Origin of the sequence: Fibrobacter sp. UWOV1, from assembly GCF_900142495.1 — a bacterium.
GTDB lineage: Bacteria > Fibrobacterota > Fibrobacteria > Fibrobacterales > Fibrobacteraceae > Fibrobacter.
Genome location: NZ_FRBA01000008.1, coordinates 53,067 through 76,931, shown reverse-complemented (window position 1 = coordinate 76,931; position 23,865 = coordinate 53,067). Strand labels below are relative to the sequence as shown.

Annotated in this window: 19 protein-coding genes; 11 read left to right on the top strand and 8 right to left on the bottom strand. The window is 50.6% G+C overall.

The annotated features are described in order from the left end of the window. Window positions 1-64: 64 nt before the first annotated feature. Window positions 65-2,938 (bottom strand): T9SS type A sorting domain-containing protein, encoded by a 2,874-nt coding sequence (locus BUC02_RS11420; protein ID WP_073322696.1) that lies wholly within the window; start codon window positions 2,936-2,938, stop codon window positions 65-67. Window positions 2,939-3,187: 249 nt separating this feature from the next. Next, the gene (locus BUC02_RS11415; protein ID WP_083564577.1) at window positions 3,188-10,462 is read right to left on the bottom strand and encodes a tandem-95 repeat protein; all 7,275 of its coding nucleotides are present in this window, start codon (window positions 10,460-10,462) and stop codon (window positions 3,188-3,190) included. 443 nt (window positions 10,463-10,905) lie between these two features. On the opposite strand from BUC02_RS11415, the gene BUC02_RS11410 reads away from it, so the two are divergent. From BUC02_RS11410 to BUC02_RS11390, 5 genes are all read left to right on the top strand, one after another. Beyond that, on the top strand, window positions 10,906-11,316 hold the full coding sequence (locus BUC02_RS11410) for a hypothetical protein (protein ID WP_073322692.1): 411 nt from the start codon (window positions 10,906-10,908) through the stop codon (window positions 11,314-11,316). Between the two features lie 10 nt (window positions 11,317-11,326). Further along, complete coding sequence (locus BUC02_RS11405; protein ID WP_073322690.1) at window positions 11,327-12,859, top strand: M23 family metallopeptidase; 1,533 nt, start codon at window positions 11,327-11,329, stop codon at window positions 12,857-12,859. A gap of 203 nt (window positions 12,860-13,062) precedes the next feature. After that, window positions 13,063-13,512 carry a hypothetical protein gene (locus tag BUC02_RS11400; protein ID WP_073322688.1) on the top strand — a complete coding sequence of 150 codons (450 nt, stop codon included), beginning with the start codon at window positions 13,063-13,065 and terminating at the stop codon, window positions 13,510-13,512. 128 nt (window positions 13,513-13,640) lie between these two features. Beyond that, window positions 13,641-15,050 (top strand): 3-isopropylmalate dehydratase large subunit, encoded by a 1,410-nt coding sequence (gene leuC, locus BUC02_RS11395; RefSeq protein WP_073322686.1) that lies wholly within the window; start codon window positions 13,641-13,643, stop codon window positions 15,048-15,050. A gap of 19 nt (window positions 15,051-15,069) precedes the next feature. Beyond that, complete coding sequence (locus BUC02_RS11390) at window positions 15,070-15,672, top strand: 3-isopropylmalate dehydratase small subunit (RefSeq protein ID WP_073322684.1); 603 nt, start codon at window positions 15,070-15,072, stop codon at window positions 15,670-15,672. 667 nt (window positions 15,673-16,339) lie between these two features. On the opposite strand, the gene BUC02_RS11385 is transcribed toward BUC02_RS11390, so the two are convergent. Then, window positions 16,340-16,747 carry a putative toxin-antitoxin system toxin component, PIN family gene (locus tag BUC02_RS11385; RefSeq protein ID WP_073322682.1) on the bottom strand — a complete coding sequence of 136 codons (408 nt, stop codon included), beginning with the start codon at window positions 16,745-16,747 and terminating at the stop codon, window positions 16,340-16,342. Further along, window positions 16,744-16,935 (bottom strand): hypothetical protein, encoded by a 192-nt coding sequence (locus tag BUC02_RS11380; RefSeq protein WP_073054137.1) that lies wholly within the window; start codon window positions 16,933-16,935, stop codon window positions 16,744-16,746. Before BUC02_RS11380 ends, BUC02_RS11385 begins: the two co-directional genes overlap by 4 nt. A 199-nt stretch (window positions 16,936-17,134) precedes the next feature. Here BUC02_RS11380 and BUC02_RS11375 point away from each other — a divergent pair, with 199 nt between their 5' ends. After that, entirely contained in the window at window positions 17,135-17,575 is a 441-nt protein-coding gene (locus BUC02_RS11375; RefSeq protein ID WP_254794202.1) for a L,D-transpeptidase family protein, read from the top strand. A 9-nt stretch (window positions 17,576-17,584) separates the two neighbouring features. On the opposite strand, the gene BUC02_RS16580 is transcribed toward BUC02_RS11375, so the two are convergent. Together BUC02_RS16580 and dinD are read right to left on the bottom strand one after the other, a co-directional pair. Beyond that, entirely contained in the window at window positions 17,585-17,857 is a 273-nt protein-coding gene (locus BUC02_RS16580; protein ID WP_073322678.1) for a hypothetical protein, read from the bottom strand. Between the two features lie 208 nt (window positions 17,858-18,065). Next, window positions 18,066-18,887, bottom strand: coding sequence for a DNA damage-inducible protein D (gene dinD / locus BUC02_RS11365; RefSeq protein ID WP_073322676.1), 822 nt, complete (start codon window positions 18,885-18,887; stop codon window positions 18,066-18,068). 265 nt (window positions 18,888-19,152) lie between these two features. On the opposite strand from dinD, the gene BUC02_RS11360 reads away from it, so the two are divergent. Next, window positions 19,153-19,782, top strand: coding sequence for a hypothetical protein (locus BUC02_RS11360; RefSeq protein WP_139261131.1), 630 nt, complete (start codon window positions 19,153-19,155; stop codon window positions 19,780-19,782). Window positions 19,783-20,101: 319 nt separating this feature from the next. Here BUC02_RS11360 and BUC02_RS15920 read toward each other — a convergent pair whose 3' ends face one another. Further along, window positions 20,102-20,509 (bottom strand): hypothetical protein, encoded by a 408-nt coding sequence (locus tag BUC02_RS15920; RefSeq protein WP_139261130.1) that lies wholly within the window; start codon window positions 20,507-20,509, stop codon window positions 20,102-20,104. Between BUC02_RS15920 and BUC02_RS15915 the strand changes: the two genes are divergently transcribed. Continuing rightward, a complete protein-coding gene (locus tag BUC02_RS15915) occupies window positions 20,500-21,042 on the top strand; it encodes a hypothetical protein (protein WP_139261129.1) in 543 nt (180 codons plus the stop codon). The genes BUC02_RS15920 and BUC02_RS15915 overlap by 10 nt on opposite strands. A gap of 6 nt (window positions 21,043-21,048) precedes the next feature. On the opposite strand, the gene BUC02_RS11350 is transcribed toward BUC02_RS15915, so the two are convergent. Continuing rightward, window positions 21,049-21,681: a PH domain-containing protein gene (locus BUC02_RS11350; RefSeq protein WP_073322670.1), complete on the bottom strand. Its 633-nt coding sequence runs from the start codon at window positions 21,679-21,681 to the stop codon at window positions 21,049-21,051. A gap of 153 nt (window positions 21,682-21,834) precedes the next feature. Between BUC02_RS11350 and BUC02_RS11345 the strand changes: the two genes are divergently transcribed. The 3 genes from BUC02_RS11345 to BUC02_RS11335 are packed head-to-tail and all read left to right on the top strand — an operon-like array spanning window position 21,835 to window position 23,786. Continuing rightward, window positions 21,835-22,677, top strand: a complete 843-nt coding sequence (locus BUC02_RS11345; RefSeq protein ID WP_073322668.1) for a hypothetical protein — start codon at window positions 21,835-21,837, stop codon at window positions 22,675-22,677. 54 nt (window positions 22,678-22,731) lie between these two features. Then, complete coding sequence (locus BUC02_RS11340; protein ID WP_175549852.1) at window positions 22,732-23,268, top strand: hypothetical protein; 537 nt, start codon at window positions 22,732-22,734, stop codon at window positions 23,266-23,268. Next, window positions 23,268-23,786, top strand: a complete 519-nt coding sequence (locus BUC02_RS11335; protein ID WP_073322664.1) for a hypothetical protein — start codon at window positions 23,268-23,270, stop codon at window positions 23,784-23,786. Before BUC02_RS11340 ends, BUC02_RS11335 begins: the two co-directional genes overlap by 1 nt. The last annotated feature ends 79 nt before the right edge of the window (window positions 23,787-23,865 follow it).

The following is a 23,865-nucleotide window of genomic DNA, read 5'->3' as shown; positions in this document are numbered from 1 at the left end:
TTACAACTTTAAACAAGAAACCCTGCCGTCGGCAGGGTTTCTTTCATTTTCATTCTGAAATTCATTATCGCGTCACAATCACGCGGTTTGCAAACAGGACCTTCTTGCCGTTATCGACTCGAACAAAATAGCTGCCCTTGGCACGCACCAGTTCCTTGAGCGGCACCGAGGCAGAGCTGCTGTAATAGCGGCTAGAAATCTTCTTGCCACGCATGTCGAACACGCTCACGCGAGCAACGGTTGCATTCAGGCGAAGCTCCAGATTGCCGTTTGCATAAGTTACTGAAGCGGAAGCCATGACCTTTGCAGACGGAGCAACCTTTGTCGTGCCATCGGAATTGGATGTCCCCATTTCCCAATTGCTCGGTACGCGGGCTGCAATGCCACGACCTGCCGTACTCATGTACACAACGCCATAAGTATTCATGTCGCCCATCACGAATTCGCCGTTGGCAAGGCCGCCGTATTCGTGACCATCGTCATTGACGCGAGTCCAGGTTTTACCCTTGTCGTCAGAGCCGAACACGCCCGTCACTTTACCGACTGTTGCGAAAATGTAAATTGCCGGATAGCCGCCCTTTTCCTTGGGTGCGCCATAACCCACCGCTTCGCAATAGCCGACGCCTTCAACCGCAGCCCAGGTAGCACCGCCATCGGTCGAATGCAAAAGTTTTCCGCTTGCCGGCGTTCCGTTCGACGGATCCTGAATAGCGACTGGCAGCCACAAGTCGCCCTCGTAGCCCGGAATGGCACGGAACTTCTTGAACGCACTTTCACCAGGCGTACTCACGGCCTTGAAACTTGCGCCCGCATCGGTGCTCTTGTAGAACTTGCCATCCGCCTTGGTATAGGCGTAGAACACGTCGTCGTTTTCAGGATCGCCCACCACGTAAGCAGAATTGTCGATACCCGAAACCTTTTCCCAAGTCGTGCCGTTGTAATTGCGGTAGACATCGGTCGTTCCTTCCATCGGGACCCAAATGGTGTACGTACCTTTTGCCGAAAGAGCCACGGTGCCTTTAGCGGCATTCTTATCAGGCCCCGTATAAGTTTCCACCGTCCAAGTCTTACCGGAGTCATTGGAATATTGCACCGGAGCAATCGGAATATCATTGTACAGACCTTCGTAGGCACGCTTGTCGGCCACCTTTGCCAGCTTACCACTCTTGGGTGCATAGGCAAGGCCTTGCGTCGTGCCTAACGATACATAATCGCCGCCAACATTCGTCCTATGCCTGAATGCGGGATATTTCGCGATGTCGTCGTGGCGGAAACCGTCATAGTCACCAATGATCGAAATCATCGGGCCACCCGGAATACTCACTACTTCGAAAGGCACCGTTTCTTCGACACCATGCGCCGAGAAATGCCACACCTGGTTCATGGTGAGTTGCGGTTCTTCCCAAGAATTCTCCGCTTCCTTGTACACATAATCGCTCAAGTTGTCGCAGCGGAAAATACCGTTACCCGAAGTCACAAAGACGCGGTTGTTGTCGAACGGATCCATAGCAACGCTACCGGACCAGTGAATAGAACCGTTATGCATCCAGCCAATTCCATTGGCATCCATCTGTTTGGTCGTCGGATACACACCGCCTTCCATCCAGTAATACTTGAAGCTTGCAATCCAGGTTTTGCCGCCGTCGGTCGTGTGGTAAATGTTAGTACCCCACTGGTCGCTCCACTTGCCGCTGGTGTCGCTTGTAGCCGTGTACCAGAACTGCGGTCCGCGATAGCCTTCAGTGGTCACCACCATTTCATTTGCATTTTTCGGATTGATGGCTATGCCACCATAAGGGGCAATGTAGGGGTAATATTCTTCGCAAGTCTTGCCGGTGCCGCCTGCGGCTTCGCAGTCGACCATGCCTTTCACGTCCACCTTGTCGTACTTGGCGTCACCGCCTTCGTCCAGGAAGTTTTCCGGAGAAACGTCGGACCAAGTCGCCGAAGCCACATCAAGCTGCAGCACCGCACCGCGACCAAAGCCGTCGTAAATCATGCCCCAGCCTTCGTCCCACATCATGGAATGCGGGCCTGCGCCATCGGCAAAGGTCACCGTCATCGTTTTTCCGTCGCCCGAAATCACCGCACGCTGCGGCATCAGGCGCACAATGCTCCCGCCGGCCGTGCTGCGCAATGAATCCGGAATCGGGAGCGCCTGCCAGCTTGCACCGCCGTCGGTCGAGGTGAACACGTTTTCGAACGAGCCCTTGGCCGTCGTCCCTTCGCGCAGGAATCCGGCGTAAAGCACCTTGGAGCTGCCCGGCGCATACTGCACAAAGCTGAATCCCGAACCATTCCAGGTCGTATCGCTCCCAGCCGCCTTGGTCCAAGCATCCACATGGCTCCAGCTCGAACCATTATCCGTCGATTTCCAGAGGCCCTTGTTCTTGGAGCCATAGAACATAATCTTCGAATCGTTCGGGTCGACCGCCAAGGCTTCGCCGTTTCCGCGGCCCATGCCGTTGCCGTGTGCGCCAAAGCGCGCCACTTTCGCGCCCTTGGTACCGTCTTCGTCCCAGGTGTAAATCACTTCCCAGGATTCGCCCTTGTCGCTACTGCGGAGGAACGCCGTACGGCCGTTGTTCCAGTAACTGGTTCCCGCCACCATATACACAACGCCCGATTCCTGCGGATCAACGGCAATGGCCTCGATTCCCAAAAGGCCTCGCTCGGAAACATCGACCCAGTCCATCATCGATTCCCAGCGGGCCGTCGATTCGTTCCAGCGGTAAGCGCCGCCCACGTCGGTACGGGCGTAGAACAGTCCCTTGTCTACCGGAGAGGCTATCACGGCGGAGACGAAGCCGCCCCCGCCCATGCTCACGTTGCTCCAGCTGAAATCTGCCGCCTTTTCGGCAGCATAAGCAGACATCGCCTGCGAACCCATCACGGCACACAGGCAAAGTCCAAAAGCACCAAACAATCCTTTTTTCATAAATTCATCCCTAAACTACAATAGGCAACAGGCCCTTGCATCCAATTCAAAAATATATTTCAGGGGCGAAAAACGATGCAAAAAAGCCTTCTGCAAGTTTTTTCCGTTTTGAAGACTTCAACACCCAACAGCCATTTCGGGAGGAAAATTCCCGAAAACGCAAAAATCCCGCTCTAGGAGCGGGATTTTCACTTATTAAGCTTTACTCAAATTCTTGGTAGAAGCTCGCAGAGCGAGGCCACTTATGGATTAGCGGCGCTTGCCCTTCTTGCGCTTACCCTTAGCCGGGGCCTTTTCTTCTTCCTTCGGCTCTTCCTTCGGTTCAGCCTTCTTCTTGGTGTCGCCACCGCGGAGGTCCTTCATCTTAAAGGAGACGTTGATTTCGGCAGTCGTCACCTGAGAGGCGAGTCCACCCGGATCACGCACCTTGAAGCTGAATTCATCGAGGCCGCTAAAGCCCTTGTTCGGCATATAGGTGAAGGAACCGTCACGTTCGTTCAGGTTGATCTTACCGTTGCGCGGCTTCTGCACAAGTTGCACAGACACCGGCTTTTCACCATCGGGGTCCTGCACACCAGACATCAGACCTTCAGAGGCGCTCACCTTGAGTTCTTCGCCTTCCTGGGTCATGTAAGTCTGAGCGGTTGCAACCGGCGGATCATTCACGGCAATCACGGTGAAGAGAGCAGACTTAGAAGCCTTGGCGCCATCCGGGTCGGTCACCGTAAAGGTAATACGTTCCGGCTTGCCGTTCCAGTTCGGGTGCGGCTGAGCAACCGTTGCCGTCTTCTTGTACTTGTCGTACTTCACTTCAAGGAACTTGTTACCGGTAAAGCTCCACTTGAGTTCATCGAAACGGTGATCCTTATCGCGAGCATACTGGTCAAGCTTAATGACAGCCACTACACCATTGTTGTCGTCTTCCTTGATGGTAAAGTCAGGAATATCGCGCATAATCGGAGCAGCGTTCACATGCTTGACGGTGAACTTCACCATAGCCTTGTCAGAAGCACCGGCCGGGTCCTTAGCGGTAAAGATCAGAGTTTCTTCACCGAACCAATCCGGTTTCTTCGGCTTCACGATAGCTTCGCGGTTACCGTTAATCTGCACGGCAAGGTTCTTGGCGCCAGTCACGCCCCAACGAATTTCGCTAACCTTGTGGTCAGGGTCAGAAACATACTGGTCGAGCTTGATTGGCTTGAAGGTAGAGCCCTGCAGAGTTTCCTGGTCAGGAATCTTCTTCACGACCGGCGGGTCGTTCACCGGCTTCACCGTAAACTTCACGGGCACAGAGGCCTTTTCGCCAGCCGGGTCGAACACGTTCACCGTCACGACTTCGGTACCGTTCCAGTACGGATTCGGGGTTTCAGCACGGAGCACTCCCTTTTCGTCAATCGAGAAGTTGATTTCATGCTTCACGGCCGGACCGCCCTTACCCTTCTTGCCCTTAAGGGCAGGAACTTCATTATCAAGAGTCCACACAAGTTCATCGAGCTTGTTGTCCGGATCAGAAACCATCTTACCGAAGTCAACCGGAGCGAAGGCCTTCTTTTCGTCAATCACGAACGGCTGCACCGGCTTGAGGGTCGGCGGGTCGTTCACCGGAGTCACTTCGAAGGTCGCCTTAGCGGAAGCAGAGGCACCGGCAATATCCTTCACCGTAAAGGTGAGGGTTTCCTTACCGAACCAGTACGGGTTCGGAGTCAGGATCTGCGCACGGCTACCCTTGATATCAACCTTCAAGTCCTTATTGCCGGTCACAGTCCAGTGGAGTTCATTGGGCTTGTTATCCGGGTCCTCGGCAGCCTTGGAGAGGTCGACGATTTCGAACTTTTCTTTTTCCTTGATCTTCTGGCCAGCAATGTGCTTGATGACCGGAGGATCGTTCACAGGCACCACTTCGTAGGTAATCTGCTGGGTTGCGCGAGCACCTTCGGGGTCGGTCACGTCAAGCTTGATCTTCTCGGAGCCGTTCCAGAACTTGTCCGGAGTGGAAACAACGAGTTCCTTCTTAGAATTGATAGAAGCCTTAAGAGCGCGAGTCGGAGCCACTTCAATCTTCAAAGCAGAAAGCGGATGATCAGGATCAGAGATGAACTGAGCGAGGTCGAGCGGCTTGAAGTGTTCCTTTTCCTGGATGCTCTGGATAGGAATCGGCTTGATTTCCGGAGCGTCGTTCACGGATTCAACCTTGAAGTTCACCGTCTTGGAGTCAGAGGCGCCTTCGGGGTCCTTCACCGTGAAGGTCACGTTGCGTTCACCATTCCAGTACTTGTTAGCAATCTTCACGCGGGCAATGTTCCTGCTGTCGATTTCAACCTGGAAGTCGTCAACCGGAGCCGGGGCGCTCTCTTCGGCAGCTTCTTCCTTGGCGCCCTTCTTGCCCTTCTTGGCAGGCTTCTTTGCGGGCTTCTTGGCAGGCTTTGCAGCCGGAGCGGCATTCACCTTGTCAACCTTCACAGACCACACCAGTTCAGAGAGCTTGTGGTCAGGATCGTGCACGAACTTGTTCAGGTCGATTTCCTTGAACGTACCCTTTTCCTTGATCTTCTGGTCAGGAATGTTCTTGAGCACCGGAGCGTCGTTCACGGAGGTGATTTCGAAGGTCACCGTCTGAGAAGTCGAAGCGCCTTCCGGGTCCTTCACTTCGAGAACCATGGTTTCCGGAGCGCACCAGAAATACTTGTCCGGGGCAGTCACGGTCAACACGCGGCTCGGAGAGATTTCAGCCTTCAAGAGCTTGTTGCCAGAAACGGTCCACTTGAGTTCACTCGGCTTGTTATCCGGGTCCTTCACGTATTCATCAAGCTTAATCTGCTTGAAGAGTTCCTTTTCCTTAATCTTCTGGTCAGGAATCTTCTTGGTGAGCACCGGAGGATCGTTCACGCGAGTCACTTCGAAAATCATCTTGTGGTGAGCAGAAGCGCCTTCGGGGTCGGTCACCGTGAAGGTCACGGTTTCCTTGCCGTTCCACTGCGGATCCGGCACTGCGATCTGGACAGTGTTGTCCTTACGCATATTCACCTTGAGGAACTTGTTGCCAGAGACAGTCCACTTCAGCTGAGCGGTCTTGTGATCCGGGTCAGAAGCGAGGTTAGAAAGATCGATGGTCTTGAACACGCCGTTTTCACGGATGGTTTCACCCTTCGGGGCGTTAGCAGCGATAACCGGCGGGTCGTTAATAGAACGAACTTCGTAATGGGCGGTCTTGGAGACCTTGGCGCCTTCGGGGTCGGTTACCGTAAAGGTAATGTCGGCGGCACCGTTCCAGTACTTGTTCGGAATCACGATCGTAGCAACATGGTTGTTGTCAACCTTCACGCTGAGCGTTTCGCCAGCCGGAGCCTTTTCTTCGGCCTTACCCTTCTTGCCCTTGGCAGGAGCAGCAGCCCCAACCTTGGCAGGCTTCACATCGAAGCTCCACTTGAGTTCGCTGTTCTTGTGATCCGGGTCCTTCACGAGATCGTCAAGCTTGATCTGCTGGAACTGTTTCTTCTCGTCGATGGACTGGTCCTTGAGTTCGCGCACGAACTGCGGAGCATCGTTCACCGATTCAACAGTGAAGGTCACGGAGCGGCTATCAGAAGCGCCTTCCGGGTCGGTCACTGTGAACTTGATGGTTTCGGCACCATGCCAATACGGGTTCGGAGTCATCACGGACACATTGTGACTTGCATCCATGGCAACCTTGAGTTCCTTGGCACCTTCAATCTTCCACTTGAGCTTGTTCTTCGGGTGGTCAAGGTCTTCAACAAAGTTGTCGAGAGCGATAGACTTGAAGCTGCCCTTTTCCTTGATGGTCTGGTCGGCAATGTCCTTCATGACCGGCGGGTCGTTGATGGACTTCACGGTGAAGGAAGCCGTAGCCTTGGCAGAAGCGCCTTCCGGGTCGGTCACGGTGAACGTGAGCTTCTCGGAGCCGTTCCACAACTTGTTCGGGGTCTTGATGGTGGCCTTGCCGTCCTTGCTGATATCGACCTTGAGGTCCTTGTTGCCGTTGACTTCAATTTTCAGTTTCTCGAACGGATGGTCCGGATCCTTGATAATGGAAGCGAGGTCAATCGGCTTGAATTCCTGCTTTTCTTCGATGGTCTGGTCTTCAATCTTGCCGATGGTCGGGGCGTCGTTCACAGAAGTCACAGTGAAGAGAGCCGTGCAGCTGGCCTTGCCACCTTCGGGGTCTTCCACCTTGAAGGTGATTTCTTCGGAGCCATTCCAGTACTTGTTCGGAATCACAATCTTTGCCATACGCTGGGCATCGACAGAAACCTTAAGCTGCGGAGTGTAACCCTTCGGGGCGCCCTTCGCCGGCTTCACGTCAAAGCTCCATGAGAGCTGTTCAGGCTTGTGGTCTGCATCCTTCACGATGTCGTTCAGGTTGATAATCGCAAATTCACGCTTTTCCGGAATCGCCTGGTCCTTGATGGGCTTCACGAATTCGGGCAGGTCGTTCACGGATTCCACAGTAAACTTCACCGTGCGCTTGTCAGAGGCACCTTCCGGGTCCGTCACCGTGAAGGTAATGTCTTCGGAACCATTCCAGTACTTGTTCGGAGCAGTAACCGTAGCGACATGCTTCGGGTCAATCACGACCTTCAGGTCCTTGTTGCCGGACACAGTCCACTTGAGCTTGGAATTGTCATGATCTTCGTCGCTCACAAACTTGTCAAGTTCGACTGGCTTGAATTCGCCCTTTTCCTTGATGGTCTGGTTAGCAATATCCTTCATGACCGGCGGGTCGTTGATGGACTTGACCGTGAACACAGCATCAGACTTGGCAGAAGCGCCCTCGGGGTCTGTCACCGTGAAAGTCACCTTTTCAGAACCGTTCCAGTTCTTGGAAGGCATCTTAATCGTTGCGACACCATTCTTGTCAATGTCAATCTTGAGCTGCTTGTTGCCCGTCACCGTCCACTTGAGATCCTTGAAGGCGTGGTCGGGGTCAGAAGCGAGTTCGGCGAGGTTAATCGGAGCAAATTCATGCTTTTCTTCGATCATCTGGTCCGGAATCTTCTTGAGCACCGGCACGTCGTTCACGGACTGCACGGTGAAGAGAGCCTTGGAAGAAGCCTTCGCTCCTTCGGGGTCTGTCACCGTGAAGGTAATTTCGGCAGCACCGTTCCAATACTTGCTCGGAATCTTGATGTTAGCCACATGCTGGGCATCGATTTCTACAGAGAGTTCGCCATCCTTGTTGCCCTTGGATACCGGCTTCACGTCAACCGTGAACTGGAGGTCAGAAAGCTTGTTGTCGAGATCGCGGACCATTTCGCCAAGCTTGATAGGCTTGAACTGTTCCTTTTCCTTGATGGTCTGCGGAGCAACCTGCTTAATGAATTCAGGAACGTCGTTCACCGATTCAACCGTGTAAGCGACAGAACGTTCGTCCGTTGCACCTTCCGGGTCGGTCACCTTGATGGTGAGCGTTTCAGAACCGTTCCACTGCGGAGACGGCGGAGTCACCTTCATCACGCGGTTACCGTCGATGGACACCTTGAGTTCGCGGTTGCCCGTCACGGTCCACTTGAGCTGGGCCTTGGAGTGGTCGAGGTCTTCGACATACTTGTCGAGTTCAACCGGCTTGAATTCGCCCTTTTCCTTGATGGTCTGTTCAGCGATATCCTTCATGACCGGCGGGTCGTTGATAGACTTGATAGTGAGCTTGAACTGAGTAGAAGCCTTGCCGCCTTCAGGGTCGGTAGCAGTCAGGGTAATGGTTTCGGAACCGTTCCAGAGTTCGGACGGAGTCTTGAAAGAAATTTCGCGAGTCTTGTTATTCAGGTTAACCTTGATGTCCTTGTTACCTGCGATGTCGATCTTCAACTGGGAGAGATCGTGATCGGCATCGGAGAGGTAATCGTCGAGCATCACGGAAGCAAATTCGTTCTTTTCTTCGATAGTCTGGTCCGGGATCTTCTTGAACACAGGAATATCGTTGATAGACTTGACGGTGTAAGTGACCTGCTGCTTTGCGGTTGCGCCTTCCGGGTCAGAGACCGTAAATGTCACGACAGCGGAGCCGTTCCAGTAGGGATCCGGAATTTCAACGGATGCCACGTGGTCGTCACCGATATTTACAGACAAAGTACCGGACTGCGGTTCCTTGCCCTGGTGCTTCACGTCGGCTTCCCAGGAGAGTTCGGAATTCTTGTGGTCGGCGTCCTTCACGTATTCGTCGAGCTTGATCTTCGCGAAGGTCTTCTTTTCGTCGATGGTCTGGTTCGGAATCTGCTTCACGAACTGAGGCACATCGTTCACGGAGTTCACCGTAAAGCTGTTCTCGGATTCGGCGCAGGCACCGGCCGGGTCACAGACCTTGAACTTGATCGATTCAGAACCGTTCCAGAGTTTGTTCGGAATCTTAATGGTAGCGGTCTTGCCGGCGATATTAACGGCGAGATCCTTGTTGCCCGAAACGGTCCACTTAAGTTGTTCGAAAGAGTGGTCAGGATCCTTAACCAGCTTATCCAGTTCGATAGGCTTGAAGTCCTGCTTTTCATCGATGGTCTGGTCCTGGACTTCCTGAACAAATTCAGGAGGATCGTTCACCGACTTGACCGTGAACTTGGCGGTCGTCTTGGCAGACGCACCGGCAGGGTCGGTCACCGTGAAGGTCACCGTTTCAGAGCCATTCCAGAATTCGTTCGGAATCTTGATATTTGCAGAACCGTACTTGTCGATATCGAACTTAAGGTCCTTGTTGCCCGAAATGGACCACTTGAGCTTCATGACATCGTCATCAACGTCAGTCACGTAATCAGTGAGGCTAATGGATTCGAACTCGTTCTTTTCGTCGATGGTCTGGTCCGGAATCTTCTGGAGAACCGGCGGGTCGTTGATGGGCCTTACCGTGAAGGTCGCCGTCTTGGAATCGCTAGCGTATTCGCCGTCGGTGGCCGTAAACTTGATCTTTGCGGAGCCGTACCAATTCGGGTCAGGAATAATCACGGAAGCGACGCGGTTCGGATCGATTTCCACATTCAGGTCGCCATCAGCTTGATCCTTGCCCACCGGTTGGATGTCGAATTCCCACAAAATCTGGTTCTTCGGGTGGTCCGGGTCAGACACGAAATCATCGAGCTTGATCTTGGTGAAGGTCTTGCCTTCGTCGATGGTCTGGTCCGGAATCTGCTTAACTTCGGGCGGGTTGTTCACGGATTCAACGTTGAAGTTCACCGTTTCAGAACCGACGGCACCCTTGGTGTCGGTAGCCATGAAGGTGATGTCTTCGGAACCGTTCCAATACTTGCTCGGAATTTCAATCGTTGCAACACGTTCGGGAGAGATAGAAACCTTGAGCTGCTTGTTGCCGGAAACCGACCATTTCAGCTTTTCGGGTTTGTCCATATCATCGGATACATACTTATCCAACTTAATCGGGGCGAACTTGCCACCTTCGTTGATCGATTCCCCAGGAATCCCCATAACAGAAGGAGCACTATTTTCCTCCTGTGCAATACCTACAGAAGCCAAAATACTGACTGACGCCAATAGGGCTGCTACAGACCAATTTTTTCGTTTCATTTATGATCTCCCATAAATTTCTTCTTCCAATTACACCTTTTGCTTTCACAAAAAACGTACCGCCCCCGCTAGTCCGAGCGCGATTTTACGAGGTCAAATATAACGTTTTTAAACGTGATAAAACGCACATTTTCAAAAAAAAACGCTAAAAAGTAAATTTTGAATAACCATTAAATTGCTTTTTTTTGAGCAAATTTAAGGGTTTATGCTTCGTAACTCATTGATACTCAACGACTTACGAAAAGCCCCCTCAAAAAAAACATCGAACGGGCCGAAAAAACTTTTTTTCGCAGTTTATACGAATTTTCACGATTTTACAAAGAATTTACATTCAAACGGAACAAAAAGTTCCGAAAGCAGCTGTTTTCACGCCTTTGTCGGCTGACAGTGTATTACCAAAAAAGTATTTTTGCTGCAAACAACAATCAAAAACAGGTAAAACAATGAAATTCGTATTCCTTTGCGACGCCAACTACCTCAAGGGCGACATGGTCAACTTCGTGAACAACTTCCCCACCAACCACGAACTGGTAACCATGACGAGCGACGAACTGCTCCAGACCAAGTCCATTTTCGAAGGCACCTTCGCCGTGCTCGCCGAACGTACCACTTGGCAGAAGAACTTCAGCCTGTTCCGTTACTTCGGTCTGCTCCCGCTCCTGGAAGTGCTCCCGCTCGGTATCGTGAGCCGCTCCCGCCGCAGCGAACCGCTGAAGGGCCGCACCCAGAACCGCAACCAGGAAATCTATTTCAACCCGAGCGCCTCTGCCGAAGAACTCTATCTTCAGGTCGACAAGTTCGTGGCCGCGCCGCCTGCAGGTTTCACCTACCCGCGTGGCACTCAGAAGGCCTAATTAGGGGACAATGCAGCACAAGGTCTTAAATGACCTGTACAGGCAAGGCGGAATCACCTTTTTTGCTTTTCCGGGCGAAACCGAAATTCCGCTTGAACCCTTACAGAACCTTGCGCTGGCGCTAAACGCCGGCGCTCGTTTTTTGGTTATTGACTTTTCGGGAAAAAACAGCCTGAAAGGGAATGCCCCTATTTCGGCAAGCGACTTGATCGAAAAGAGACTTTCGCAAGAAACTCTCAACGAGCTCGGTTCCGATACAAACAGCTGGACCATTACCGGAACCAGGTGCTTTCCGCAAGACGACGACCAATTCAGGAGCCTGTACCACAACCTGCAACAAATCAAGAAATCGATTGCGCAAATCGTAGCCATCCTGCCGTTGGAAATTAACGACCAGGAAGCCTATTACGCAAAACTGGTTTCAAGGCTCATCGTCATTGACGGTGAAAGCGCCGCAGAAGCGTCTGCCTATCTGGAAGACTTGCCGCACTTCAACAAGTCGAATCTACTTTGGCTGTTCCCGCAAAAGCCCGACAAGAAAAAATTTTACCACGCCTACAGGGCGGTGCGCCGGAGCCATTCTTTTTACAAGGAAATCCGCACCTGCGACTGGAAAAAGGATCCTGAAAAATTCGCAAAAATTATCGAGTACTTGCACAAGTTCTCGATTCTGGAAAAGAACCCGCTAGACGGTTCTTCGAAAGTATTCAGGACACTGTTCCCGATGTTGCTTCTGTTCGCGGTTGCATTGCCGTTCTTCTTTGTGACCAAAACGGAACCAGGCATTTCGAACACCCGCGACCGCATTCACGAACGCGACAAACTTTCGATTGCGCCGTCGTTTGAATACACCTTCGACGGCAAAGAAAACATGCAGCGCATTTCGCGCTACGCTATCGGCCGATTCAACGCCTTGATTACAAACGACAAGATGATCCAGCAGTATCTCAAGGTCACTCTCGAAGAAAACGGCTACCCCACCAATTCGTGGGAGAACAACGGAAAGAATATTCCGCCGGCAGGAACCGTTATCAAGTTCTCGCGTCCCGATTTCTTCGCGAAGTCGGCTTCGGATTCTATCGGCGCCGCCTGGAAATACTGGACATCGATTGTATCGGATAGCGTCGCCTACTTGACAGAATTTTACCACGCCCAAGCCACCGCCTCTTTCAGGCAACATAACGGCATCGACGTGGCCAGCCGACAGGGCGCCCGAATACTCGCCCCGTTCGCAGCAAAAGCCTGGACCGCACGCGACGAACGCGGCGGCATCGTGATCGGGCTCGTGCGCAAAAAAGATGTCGTCATCTTTATGCATTGCGACCAGTTGCTATACCTTGACGGACAAGAAGTTATGGCAGGCGACCCCATCGCAACAGTCGGTCTTACGGGACACACCACCGGCCCGCACGCCCACGTCGTTACTGGGCTCATCGACAAGAACGGCGACAAGCGAATCGGCAACGTTAGGTACAAAGTAATAGACCCAATCAAGTGGTTCTACATGTTCAAGCCGACTGCCGATGCAGTGAGAAACCGGTAACACTCACTCGTTGTAAAACAAACAACATAGCCGCAAAAGTGATAGCGGTCACAAAGCACTCCAAAAAGTGTTCTCTAAGCGTTTTTTTAGCCCCGATGTAAGCTATTTGTTACATATTGGGGGTCGCCAAAACACCCCGTTTTAAATAACTTTTATTCTGGAATTAGGGATAAGGTTCAAACAAAGAAAAAAGGAATAAAAAAATGAAATTACGTGTGTTGGCATTCGCTACCATGACCGCCGCCCTCCTTACCGGATGCTCCGGTGTCGTTAAACCCACTGTAGAAGTCGCCAATCACGATTCTGACCACAACATCCCTGCCATTGACGAAATGATCGTCGCCTACAAGACGGACTACATCAACAAATGCTACATCCCGGTCGCCAAGAAGCATCCGCCTGAAAACCAGTGTCAGTCCGAACTCTTCCAGATGTTGGAACGCAGCTATCACCTGGACTACAACCAGAATCACGTTGCAATGGCCTCTAACAAGTTGCTGTTCAAGGACATTGACGCCAAAATCATCGAAATGTCCCGCAACGATCCTGAAGTTCGCAATGCAATTCGCGCAGCAGCATTTACAAGCACAAGCGAAATGCTCAGCTACTACCACGAAAAGTACCAGTTTGACACCCAGGTCGAACAGTATTAGGAAGATTGAATTTTATTCTTCGGTAAACAAAAGTCCTGCAGTCATTCTGTGGGACTTTTACTATATTTACGCCGCAATTAATCAGCCTTGGAGAACAAATCGAAAAGGCATAAAAAAGAGACAAAATCATGGGAAAATCACTCTATCAGAAGATTTTTGAAAGCCACACGGTAGCTAAGCTCCCGAGCGGCCAGTGCCAGCTCTTTATCGGGCTCCACCTCTGCCACGAAGTCACGAGCCCGCAGGCTTTTGCGCAGCTCCGCGAAGAAGGCCAGAAGGTTCTGTTCCCGGAACGCACGTTCGCCACGGTCGACCACATTATCCCGACCACCTTCCCGGAACGCAACCGCCCGCTCAAGGACGGCATTTCCGAAGAGATGTTCTCCCATATCGAAAACAACACGAAGAACAACGGCATCAAGTTCTTTGGCCCCGCCACCGCTGAACAGGGCGTGATCCACATCGTGGGCCCCGAAGAAGGTGTGACCCAGCCGGGCATGACTGTTGCCTGCGGTGACTCCCACACGGCAACGCACGGTGCATTCGGCGCTATCGCGTTCGGTATCGGCACAAGCCAGGTGGCAGACGTTTTGGCAACCCAGACGCTCGCCATGAGCCCGCTCAAGACTCGCCGCATCAAGTTCACCGGCAAGCTCAAGCCGGGTGTAACCGCCAAGGACGTCGCCCTCGCCTACATCGCCAAGCTCGGCGTGAACGGTGGCGTTGGCTACGCTTACGAATTTGCAGGTCCGGTCATCGAAGAAATGGGCATGGAAGGACGTATGACGGTCTGCAACATGGCTATCGAAGGTGGCGCCCGCGTCGGTTACTGCAACCCCGATGAAAAGACTTTTGAATACCTCAAGGGCCGTCCGTACGCCCCGAAGGCAGACAAGTGGGACGAAGCCGTCGCTTACTGGAAGTCCGTCGCTACCGACGCCGACGCCCAGTTTGACGACGAAGTCGAAATCAACTGCGACAACCTCGAACCGATGGTGACCTGGGGCATTACGCCTGCCCAAGCCATCCCCCTCAACGGCAACATGCCGAAGATCGACGAATTTACCGGCAGCGAAAAGAAGGTCATCTCCGAAGCTTATGAATACATGGGCTGGGAAGAAGGTTCCAAGATGATTGGCCGCCCGATCGATATCGCGTTCGTGGGCAGCTGCACCAACGGCCGCCTCAGCGACTTGCAGGCAGCCGCCGAAATCATCAAGGGCCACAAGGTCGCCCCGACCGTGAAGATGTGGGTCGTTCCTGGCTCCATGAAGATCAAGGTGGAAGCCGAAGCTCTCGGTCTCGACAAGATTTTCAAGGAAGCCGGTGCCGAATGGCGCGAAGCAGGCTGCTCGCTCTGCCTCGCCATGAACCCGGATAAGCTCAAGGGCCGCCAGGTGAGCGCAAGTTCCAGCAACCGTAACTTCAAGGGCCGTCAGGGCAGCCCGTCGGGCCGCACCATCCTCATGAGCCCCGCCATGGTGGCTGCCGCCGCCATCGAAGGCTGTGTCACCGACGTCCGCAAGTACATCAAGTAACGCTAAGGAGATTTAAAAAATGAATTCTATCGACATTGTTAAAGGTTCCGGCGTTCCTGTACGCGGCAACGACATCGACACTGACCGTATCATCCCGGCACGCTTCCTCAAGTGCGTCACGTTCGAAGGCCTCGGCGACAACGCCTTTGCCGACGATATCGCTGGCCTCGCCGCTCAGGGCAAGGTTCACCCCTTCCGCGATCCGGCCTACAAGAATGGCTCCATCCTCGTTTCGAACCAGAACTTCGGTTGCGGTTCCAGCCGTGAACACGCTCCGCAGGCTCTGAAACGCTGGGGCATCCGCGCCATCATCGCCGAAAGCTACTCCGAAATCTTCTTCGGCAACTGCGTCGCTATCGGCGTGCCTTGCTACAAGGTGAGCCACGAAGTGGCTGAGAAGATCCTCGCCTGGATCGAAGCACACCCGAGCGAAGAACTCGTCACCAGCACCGAAAGCCGCACGCTCAAGATGGGTGACGAAACCATCGAGCTCACGCTCGCCGACGGCCCCCGCGGCCAGTTCCTCGACGGCTCCTGGCACGCACGCTCCGCCCTCATGGCCAACGCCGACAAGGTGCAGGAACTTGCAAGCAAGCTGCCGTATATGAACTTTTTGAAGTAGGAAGTAGACGGTAGGAAGTAGGAAGTGGTTAGTGGTTGGTAGGGCGAAGCCCGTTAGGAATGATCACGTCATTGCGAGCGTAGCGAAGCAATCCAACCCTAATCGTCATCCTGGAGCCGCGAAGCGGCGATAGGATCCACAGGCAATTCAAAAACGTCCAGGTTCAAAGCCTGGGCTTTTTTTTATTATTACTCAAGTGAGGTAAGCTTTTATGTCAAAAATTTATTTCTCTATACTTTCTTTTTTTTCCATTGGACTCGCTCAATCAAACCTGACAGAATCCGTAGGCAACGCCATCACCAGCGAACCAAGCAATATAAAATGGTGGATCATCGTTGCTATCATCGTCGGAGCTGCTTTTTACTTAAGAATGAAGTAGTCCGTGTTGGATATTTAAAGTCTGGACTTTTGGGGCATTACGAGCAAAAACACCCAAAGCTACAGTTCTTTTATCTAAAATTTCTGTTTTTTTTCCAGCGTCAAATCGCTTGCGAACCTGCATAAATAAAGGTATATTCAAAAATAGGTCTTATAGGGACTCTTTATGAGCAGATGCTTTTAGCACGCAACCCCACCCTACACCTTCTCGGCCTTGGGATTTGCGGCGAGTTCAATCACAGCATCATCGCATTTCAAAACTGGTTCGAAAAGTAAGCCAATTTACAATTCAGTTATCAATTTTATTCAGAAATTCCGAATACTGAAGAATTGGAATTCCTGCATGACTTTTCAACTCTGTTAAATCCTTGTCACCGCTCACGATGCAATCTACAGGGACACTTTCCGCCATAGAAAGAATGAAGATATCCTTAATATCCCTGATGGGCGATTTTGCCTGGATGGTAATCGGAGTCCAATAGCAAACATTATCGACCATGTCTTGGAATGCTTGCCGAGATTCCGCAGAAATGATGGCATCGAATTTCGGTCGAGCGATGACGGTCTGAATTTCTTCCAACAACTGCTCGCTCATATACACATAAACATCGTTACGGCATAAAACATCAGCAAGCGTGGCCAGACGCTTGCCTATCATAAAGGATATCCACAGGTTTGTGTCGAAAAGGACTTTCATTTTCCGTAACGGACCGCGTTGACTTCTGCTGCGATTTCTTCGTCGGTCATCATCGGAGTCTTGGGGCACGAATCAATGAATTTCTGGACAATGCTGCGCTTAGACCGCACGGTCCATCCCATACGAGTCGCCAGAGTTTCCATGATACCCAAGTCCTGGGTCGGTATTGTCAGAACTAAATCTTCCATATAAACCTCTCTCATAATATACATTATTTAAATTTGATGTGCAAACCCATCCTAGGTAGAAACAGCAAGTTAAAGCCTAACAGCCCTCTTTTTCACATAAAAACCAAGCAAAACGCTAAAACAACAGCCTATTTTGTCAACTACACCTTCCCGGCCTTGATTTTTTTCAATGAATTCTAAAAAAACTACATTTCAACTCATGCTCACCTCACCCATCGACAACATTCTCGTAGAAAAAGCGAAACGCCAAATGCACTTGCGCAACGGCGAGAACATCGTCAAGACGTACAGGATTTCGCTTGGCAAGAATCCCGTGGGAGCGAAGGTCAAGTCCGGCGATAACAAGACGCCCGAAGGCGACTACACCATCGTGCTTCACAACCCCAAAAGCATGTTTCATTTATCGCTCCGGATTTCGTACCCGAACGCGGAGCAAATCAAGGCCGCAAAAGAAGGCAATTACGAAACCGGCGGCGACATCATGATTCACGGCTATCCAAACAAAGTTCCGGCATTCCTCTTTAAATTCTGGCACAAGTGGAAAGACTGGACCGCCGGCTGCATCGCCGTCACGAACGACGAAATCGAAGAAATCTACGCCGCCGTCAAGGACGGCACTCCAATAACCATCAAGCCTTAGAATATCGCTTCATCGACCATTCCTTGCCGCGTCAATTTCGGCATTGATTTCGTCCAAAGACATTTCAGAAGCGCCGGCACGAGCCGCATCGGCAGAAAGCCGCTGCATGGTATTTAGCATTATTCCTTCCATCGAGGATGCATTTGCCAACGAAGCGAGTTCTTTCCTGCGTTCTTCGGTAATCTGTGGCTTGCCTGCATGATTCGCCTCGAAATCGGCAAGGATTTCTTGTTCCTCTTCGTCGAGATTGAACTTTTTCGCATGTTCTTTAAAAGACAACATTATACTTTCCTTTTTTATGCGACATAACAAATGTAAATCATTTGACTTTTTCGAGCGATTTTCGCTATTTTCTAATGCCCTTCGGGTTAGGAATAGGCAGTTTGACACCTTCGGACGGCCCCCCCCAACAATCCCCCTCTTTGCGGTTCTTTTCCGGCATGCGCCTCCTTTGCCATTTTCACAAACGGTTTCTTGTAACTGCGACTCATTATCGGCCCCCATTCACTTCAACACCCTTTTTTAATCGTCTTTCCACCTTTTTGACATTCTCGCCTGCCGGCAACTTTTCAGGAACGATACCGCGATCAAGCAACATCTTGCGGACTGCTTGATTGTTGTCCACATGTTCCTTTTCAATTTTCTTTTGTCCGAAAAGATTTTTGGCTTGCGTTTTGACAGATGTCATTTCAGCAGCAAGGTCCTTGGCCTTGATACTGACTGTCGGCAAAAAATCTGCCAACGGACGACTTGCAGGAACATTATACTTGCGCTTAAGCAAATTCGTATCAATATTGAATAATGCTTGATCACCCTTCGAACGAATAATAGCGAACCCCTTGCTATCTACGCCGCGTTCAAACAAGACTCCAGAAAGAATCTTCTCTGTCTGTGCTAGTTTTGCACGAGCCTGAACACGCTCAAGTTCATGAATACGAGTTTCTACAATTTCAGCAACACGGGTCTGAACAGCAAAATAATTCTGTGCAAAGGAAATTTCTGGCTTGCGGGAATCACCGTTCTGCGCAATCAAATAACAAGCATAGCGAGAAAGCATGTAATCATCTACTTCACGCCTTGCACCCTTAGCAAGATCGATCATTTTCCCCACGCGGGGAAAATGATCCTCAGAAAGTTCTCCCGCATTATCACAGGCTTCTTTTGCCTTGTCAATCACATTCAAAAATTTTTCCCACTTGCTATACCCAAGCAGAACAGCAAGTTCGCGAGCACTCCAGCATTCAATGCCTTCGTATTCGCATGCAATTTGTTCAAACTTGTTGAACAGTTCCTTGATTTCATTAGACTTCATATAGCCTCCGTTGTTATGGCCGCATTTGCGACCGGTTGTTTTTCAGAGGCGTTCTTTCGCAACGGGCAGGAAAGCCCAAATAACAAAGAACGCACCTCGCCTTTCCTTAGACGAGATGCGTTCGGGCTTTAATGTACCTATAATTCAAAAAACTGGCAAGGGGGCCACAAAAATTTTACAGAGACGTCAAATTTAAAAGACTAGACGTATTTTTATTTTGTATGTTTACAACCAGAAAAGAATATTCGATGAAGGAGAATTTTTTATGAAAATTTCGACCATTATCTCCGCACTGAGCATTATCACACTCATTGGCTGTGCGGGTGGCCCCCGTCAACGCAGCATCAACGAAATGCCGGAATACGGCAACCAGCCCAAGAGTCCCGAACTATTGCAGGCCGACCAAGAATTTCTAAACACAGTCAAAGGCAAGGAAAAAGAATCCTTTGACCACATGATGAATGTCGGATGGTCCTTTTTTCAACGAGGCGATATAGGTACTGCCATCAAGCGTTTTAACCAGGCATGGCTCATCGATTCTACCCGCTACGAGTCCTACTGGGGTTTTGCGGTCGCCGAAGGCCGTTTGAACAATCTCGAAACATCTAAGCACTATTACGAAAAAGCGCTCAACCATAACGGCGACACAAAAATACTGAACCCGGAATACGCCATCATACTCCGCGAAATAGCCAAAAAAGAAAACAACAGCGAAAAGCTCAACGAAGCGGGCAACCTGTTCAAGAGTGAAATCGAAGCGGGCAACGAAAAAGCCGCCTGCATTTATGCCTACCAGCTTTTCCGCGAAAAAAAGAACGAAGAAGTTTGCCAAATCATGGCAAGTTCATGCAAAGATGATAGAGACAACCTCAAGAAAAAAGCAGGCTGTAACTAATTCACCAAGCAGAGCTCAAGCCGTATGAAGGCGACCTTCCTAATCATATTTGTTCTAGTTGCGCAAGTTCTTGCGGGCTCCCACCGCATAGCTTATGACCGTGTTGATCCAGAGGCATACGAAGCAAGCGTAGACTCAATCCCAATCATAGCGGATTCCGTCACAAAGCTCTTTTCGTTGTCAGATTCATCCCTAATACACGCTGCAACAGATGCGTTTTCATTTAGAGAGATTTTCAACCCCATTCGGGACAGCCTTATTCTTTTTTATACAGAACATCCTGAAGAACCGCTGGATTCACTACGGCAAGAGGTTTTACTTAATTGGTCGTGCCGGTACCCGCTAAATTGTTATTCCCGAACACCCCTAGGGAGCGGTTTTTACATATCGCGAGGGCAATTTCAAGTTTTCGAAGATAACGACGAAGAAGGGATTGACCAAATATTCTCATTCCTTCCAGATTCATCGTATTACTGGATATACCTTGAGCAAAAGCAACATATCGATTCAACGGTAGCACAACAAAAACCAAATATCCGCCATAAGGTACAAAGAGCACTCTCGCAAATAACATACCGAATGCAGCGAGCATCTTTATCCAAAAAAGAACGTAAGGAACTAGTACAACTGATAGACCGGCAAACCGACTCCGTTGCAACGGATTACCATCTGGGAACATACGGGAGATCTCAGCTAGGGCGTTATGCATCACGTCGAATGTTCGCATTTGACCTTTCTTTCTTCATGGCAATGCCGACCATAGACGAGTCTTTCAACAATATCAGGTTCTATGGCGGGGATATTTCCGTAAAGGCAACAACGTCCAAAGGGGACTTCGGTTTAGGATTTAGTGTCGGCTATGGGAAAAATGAAGGGGACGACATCCACTACGAAGACATCTACCACAAGGGCGGGGAAACCGCGGGCGGCGTGACCCCGTATCTCTTTTACGGCTATCCGGTTTTAGACAATACGGACCACAAGATTGTCCCTACAGTCAAATTATGCTACTACAGCGGCAGTTCTGGGGATGAATCTATCCCAGCAGAGGACGATACGCACAAGCAGTTTTTCTATTCCCTGGGAATCCGTTACGAGTATACTATCAACGCCCCCGCCGACAAGGAGGACTATCATAAAGGTCTCCTACATGACGCCGTTTTCGCGACAATCCATTTCGGCTTCGACGTAAACATGTATGCCGCAGATGTCATCGCCATCAGGGCATTTGTCGGGCTTGGCTTGGGACTCTTTTCGTAAACAGCCCTACCCCATATACTTGGATTTGTACCCGTGATTTTCCTTGGGCCGCAGGTCGTTCGGGTACATCACGTCGGTGTAGATGTCTTCTTGCAGCTGTTTCACGAGCTTGTACACTTCTGCGTAATTGGCGATGCTGTCGATGGAAATGCCCGCGTTAGTCGACCTTCTTCGCCCGTTCAGCGTCGCCGGGTTCGCCTGGGCCGAGGTCGTGATGATATCGCCCACGCCAAACCACTGATCAAAAATGCCTCGGTGCAAATCTACGTGCGAAAGCTCCGCGAAGGGTTTTGACTTGTATGTTCTTGCGAAGATTCCGCCGGAAGCATAGATGGCCTTGTCCGTGACGATATAGGCCGTATTGCGATACCGCCTGAACGAAAGTAGCGCCCCACCCAGGTATAGCCAAACCGGCATCATGTGCAGCGCCATGAACGGAACGAGAAAGAAGGCAGCCTCATCGGCCTTGTCCGAAGAGAACGCAGCCCCGATAAAGAACATGTCAAAGAGTCCCCAGACGAGCGCAAACGGGAGTAGCGGATTGAAAATGCATTCAAAGATAAAGCACCTTTTGTCCGGCTTGCCGGCATAAAGGATCTTTTCCCCCTTCCCTATCAAAAGCGTCAGTTCGTTTTCCATAGCCACACCTCAAAATGGATAAACATTTCCCTATTAATATAAACAAAAAAGCGTGATTTACTCCTTTTTATTTACAATTTGTCCAAAGTTTTGGATTAATTCGTTTGCAAGAAAGCCTATTTTAAGGTATATTAAGAAAAAAAGGAGAACAAGATGTCTATCAGGAAGTACAAGCGCAAGCTCGCTTTATGCGTTGCCGCATTGTTTTGGGCAGGGTGCGACAGCGATTCCAGCAGCGCTACCGAAGCCATTCCAGAGAATCCTGGCGAGATTACCCCTCTCCCCAGCAGTTCCGAGGATACCGCCCCCAGCAGTTCTTCCGAAATGGAAACGGCTCATTCGAGCGAATCTTCTGAAATACTTTCCAGTAGCTCCGAAGGACTTCCCGAATCATCTAGCGAGGCGGAACCGTCTGGCGAAACTGAATCGTCGTCTAGCGTGAACAGCGATTACCCCTACACGCTAAGCACATTCCCGAATGTCCACTGCAAGGATTCAAGCTATTTCCATAAATCATGGTGTCCTTCAAGTAAGCCCTCTTTAAAACAATCCATTGCAGATATGGAAGCAGATATGCCTTTATACGGCATTGTTCAACCCGTCTGCCAGGATTACGACAGAACCGTCAACGTGTATACTTGCGATAACGGATGCACGTATTCACCAGGAGCATTTAATAAGCTGGAAGGTGACACGATCTTTCAGCAGGAATATTCTACCATAGACAACAAGTATATACCCATCCAGAAAAAAATCGCGCAAGACAGCGCACAAGCTGAAGCAAGCACCTCTTATCCGTATATGCTCGCCAGCGATACCACCGTCCACTGCAAAACAATGTACAAGACCAAAATTGCGAAATCGACTCCTTCGAGTTTGTGCGAAACTTACTCCGAAGGATACTATTTCAAATGCAAAGACGGCAACAATTACGAATGGGAAGAAATGCTCCGAGACGAGAACGGACTTATAGAACGAGAAAATCCGGATGAATAATCCGGCCCTCTCACAAACCTTTAACAAACTAACAATAATACAACACTACAAACTATGCGTAAAAAAACATACTCTCTCATGGCTTTATCGCTCGGCCTGATTCTTGCCGCCTGTGCAGGAACACAAATTGAGCGTAATTCTGTTCCTGGGCTCGATATCAACGGCAAGAAACTCTGGATCCTTGTCGATGAACAAAAGGCATACTCCGGCTACACCACCAAGCTCGATTCCATTTGGCAGCACGACGCGCAGAAAAACAATCTCGAAATTGAATACAAAAAGAACGAAGCTCTTGCTCTGGATCCTGTCAAACCCAAGTCTCTTTTTGAGCAATGTGGAGATTCCTACCTAATGCACACCTGGGTGTCTGGAAAATCACAAACCACGCAGTACGACGCTTCCACCGGCATGATCATGGGCGGTTCCAGTGAAGTTGAATACACCTCTGTCATGTACGACTGCAACAACGGCAAGGTCGTCTGGAAAGCAATCCTGAAAACGACGGGAATGGAACTTTGGGCCCAAAGCGAACTCGTCAAGGGAATTATCAAGGACTTTCATGAAAATTCAATCTTAAAAGAGGAGAAATAATGAAAAAATTAGTGTTACTCGCACTCGCTGCACTTCTGCTTTGCTCTTGTGCACCTGCAATCCAGAAAATGTCCAACTTTGACAAGGTTCACCCGCTGCAGGGCAAAACCGTGGTCGTCTATTCTGAATCCCACAAGCAGGTAGCCGATTTTGCAAACCAGGTCGCAACCACGATGGCCGATTCCCTGAAGGTTCACGGCGTCGAAGCCAAGGCTTACGTGCAAGACAAGAGTTCGCTTTCGCTTAGCGAAAATCCGGTTATCGATTACGCCAAGGAACAGAACGCCGACTACTTGCTGGTCCAGAACTTTACCAAGGTCAACCTCTACAACGCCGCTCTCGACAGCTTTGAAGAAGAACTGGTGTTGTATTCCATTGAAGAAAAGAAGCCCGTATGGAAGGGTTCCGTGACTTGGAACAACCCCATGCCCCTGGGCACCGGCCCCGGCATCACTGCCGCCCGCCAGGCCACCATGGAACTCTTGACGACCGACGGATTCGTGCCCGCCAAGCAGTAAGTTCCTAAACCATATATCTAAAAGGCAATAAAAGAAAAACCGCCGGTCCAATGACCTGCGGTTTCTTTTTACATCTGTT

Coding starts and splice junctions, on each gene's coding strand:
- BUC02_RS11360 (WP_139261131.1), top strand. CDS start 19,153: ATGAAAATTTCGACCATTATCTCCGCACTGAGCATTATCACACTCATT.
- BUC02_RS11340 (WP_175549852.1), top strand. CDS start 22,732: ATGCGTAAAAAAACATACTCTCTCATGGCTTTATCGCTCGGCCTGATT.
- BUC02_RS11410 (WP_073322692.1), top strand. CDS start 10,906: ATGAAATTCGTATTCCTTTGCGACGCCAACTACCTCAAGGGCGACATG.
- BUC02_RS11420 (WP_073322696.1), bottom strand. CDS start 2,938: ATGAAAAAAGGATTGTTTGGTGCTTTTGGACTTTGCCTGTGTGCCGTG.
- BUC02_RS11380 (WP_073054137.1), bottom strand. CDS start 16,935: ATGGAAGATTTAGTTCTGACAATACCGACCCAGGACTTGGGTATCATG.
- BUC02_RS11390 (WP_073322684.1), top strand. CDS start 15,070: ATGAATTCTATCGACATTGTTAAAGGTTCCGGCGTTCCTGTACGCGGC.
- BUC02_RS11345 (WP_073322668.1), top strand. CDS start 21,835: ATGTCTATCAGGAAGTACAAGCGCAAGCTCGCTTTATGCGTTGCCGCA.
- BUC02_RS15915 (WP_139261129.1), top strand. CDS start 20,500: ATGTTCGCATTTGACCTTTCTTTCTTCATGGCAATGCCGACCATAGAC.
- BUC02_RS11335 (WP_073322664.1), top strand. CDS start 23,268: ATGAAAAAATTAGTGTTACTCGCACTCGCTGCACTTCTGCTTTGCTCT.
- BUC02_RS16580 (WP_073322678.1), bottom strand. CDS start 17,857: ATGTTGTCTTTTAAAGAACATGCGAAAAAGTTCAATCTCGACGAAGAG.
- leuC (WP_073322686.1), top strand. CDS start 13,641: ATGGGAAAATCACTCTATCAGAAGATTTTTGAAAGCCACACGGTAGCT.
- BUC02_RS11400 (WP_073322688.1), top strand. CDS start 13,063: ATGAAATTACGTGTGTTGGCATTCGCTACCATGACCGCCGCCCTCCTT.
- BUC02_RS11405 (WP_073322690.1), top strand. CDS start 11,327: ATGCAGCACAAGGTCTTAAATGACCTGTACAGGCAAGGCGGAATCACC.
- dinD (WP_073322676.1), bottom strand. CDS start 18,887: ATGAAGTCTAATGAAATCAAGGAACTGTTCAACAAGTTTGAACAAATT.
- BUC02_RS11385 (WP_073322682.1), bottom strand. CDS start 16,747: ATGAAAGTCCTTTTCGACACAAACCTGTGGATATCCTTTATGATAGGC.
- BUC02_RS11350 (WP_073322670.1), bottom strand. CDS start 21,681: ATGGAAAACGAACTGACGCTTTTGATAGGGAAGGGGGAAAAGATCCTT.
- BUC02_RS11375 (WP_254794202.1), top strand. CDS start 17,135: ATGCTCACCTCACCCATCGACAACATTCTCGTAGAAAAAGCGAAACGC.
- BUC02_RS11415 (WP_083564577.1), bottom strand. CDS start 10,462: ATGAAACGAAAAAATTGGTCTGTAGCAGCCCTATTGGCGTCAGTCAGT.
- BUC02_RS15920 (WP_139261130.1), bottom strand. CDS start 20,509: ATGCGAACATTCGACGTGATGCATAACGCCCTAGCTGAGATCTCCCGT.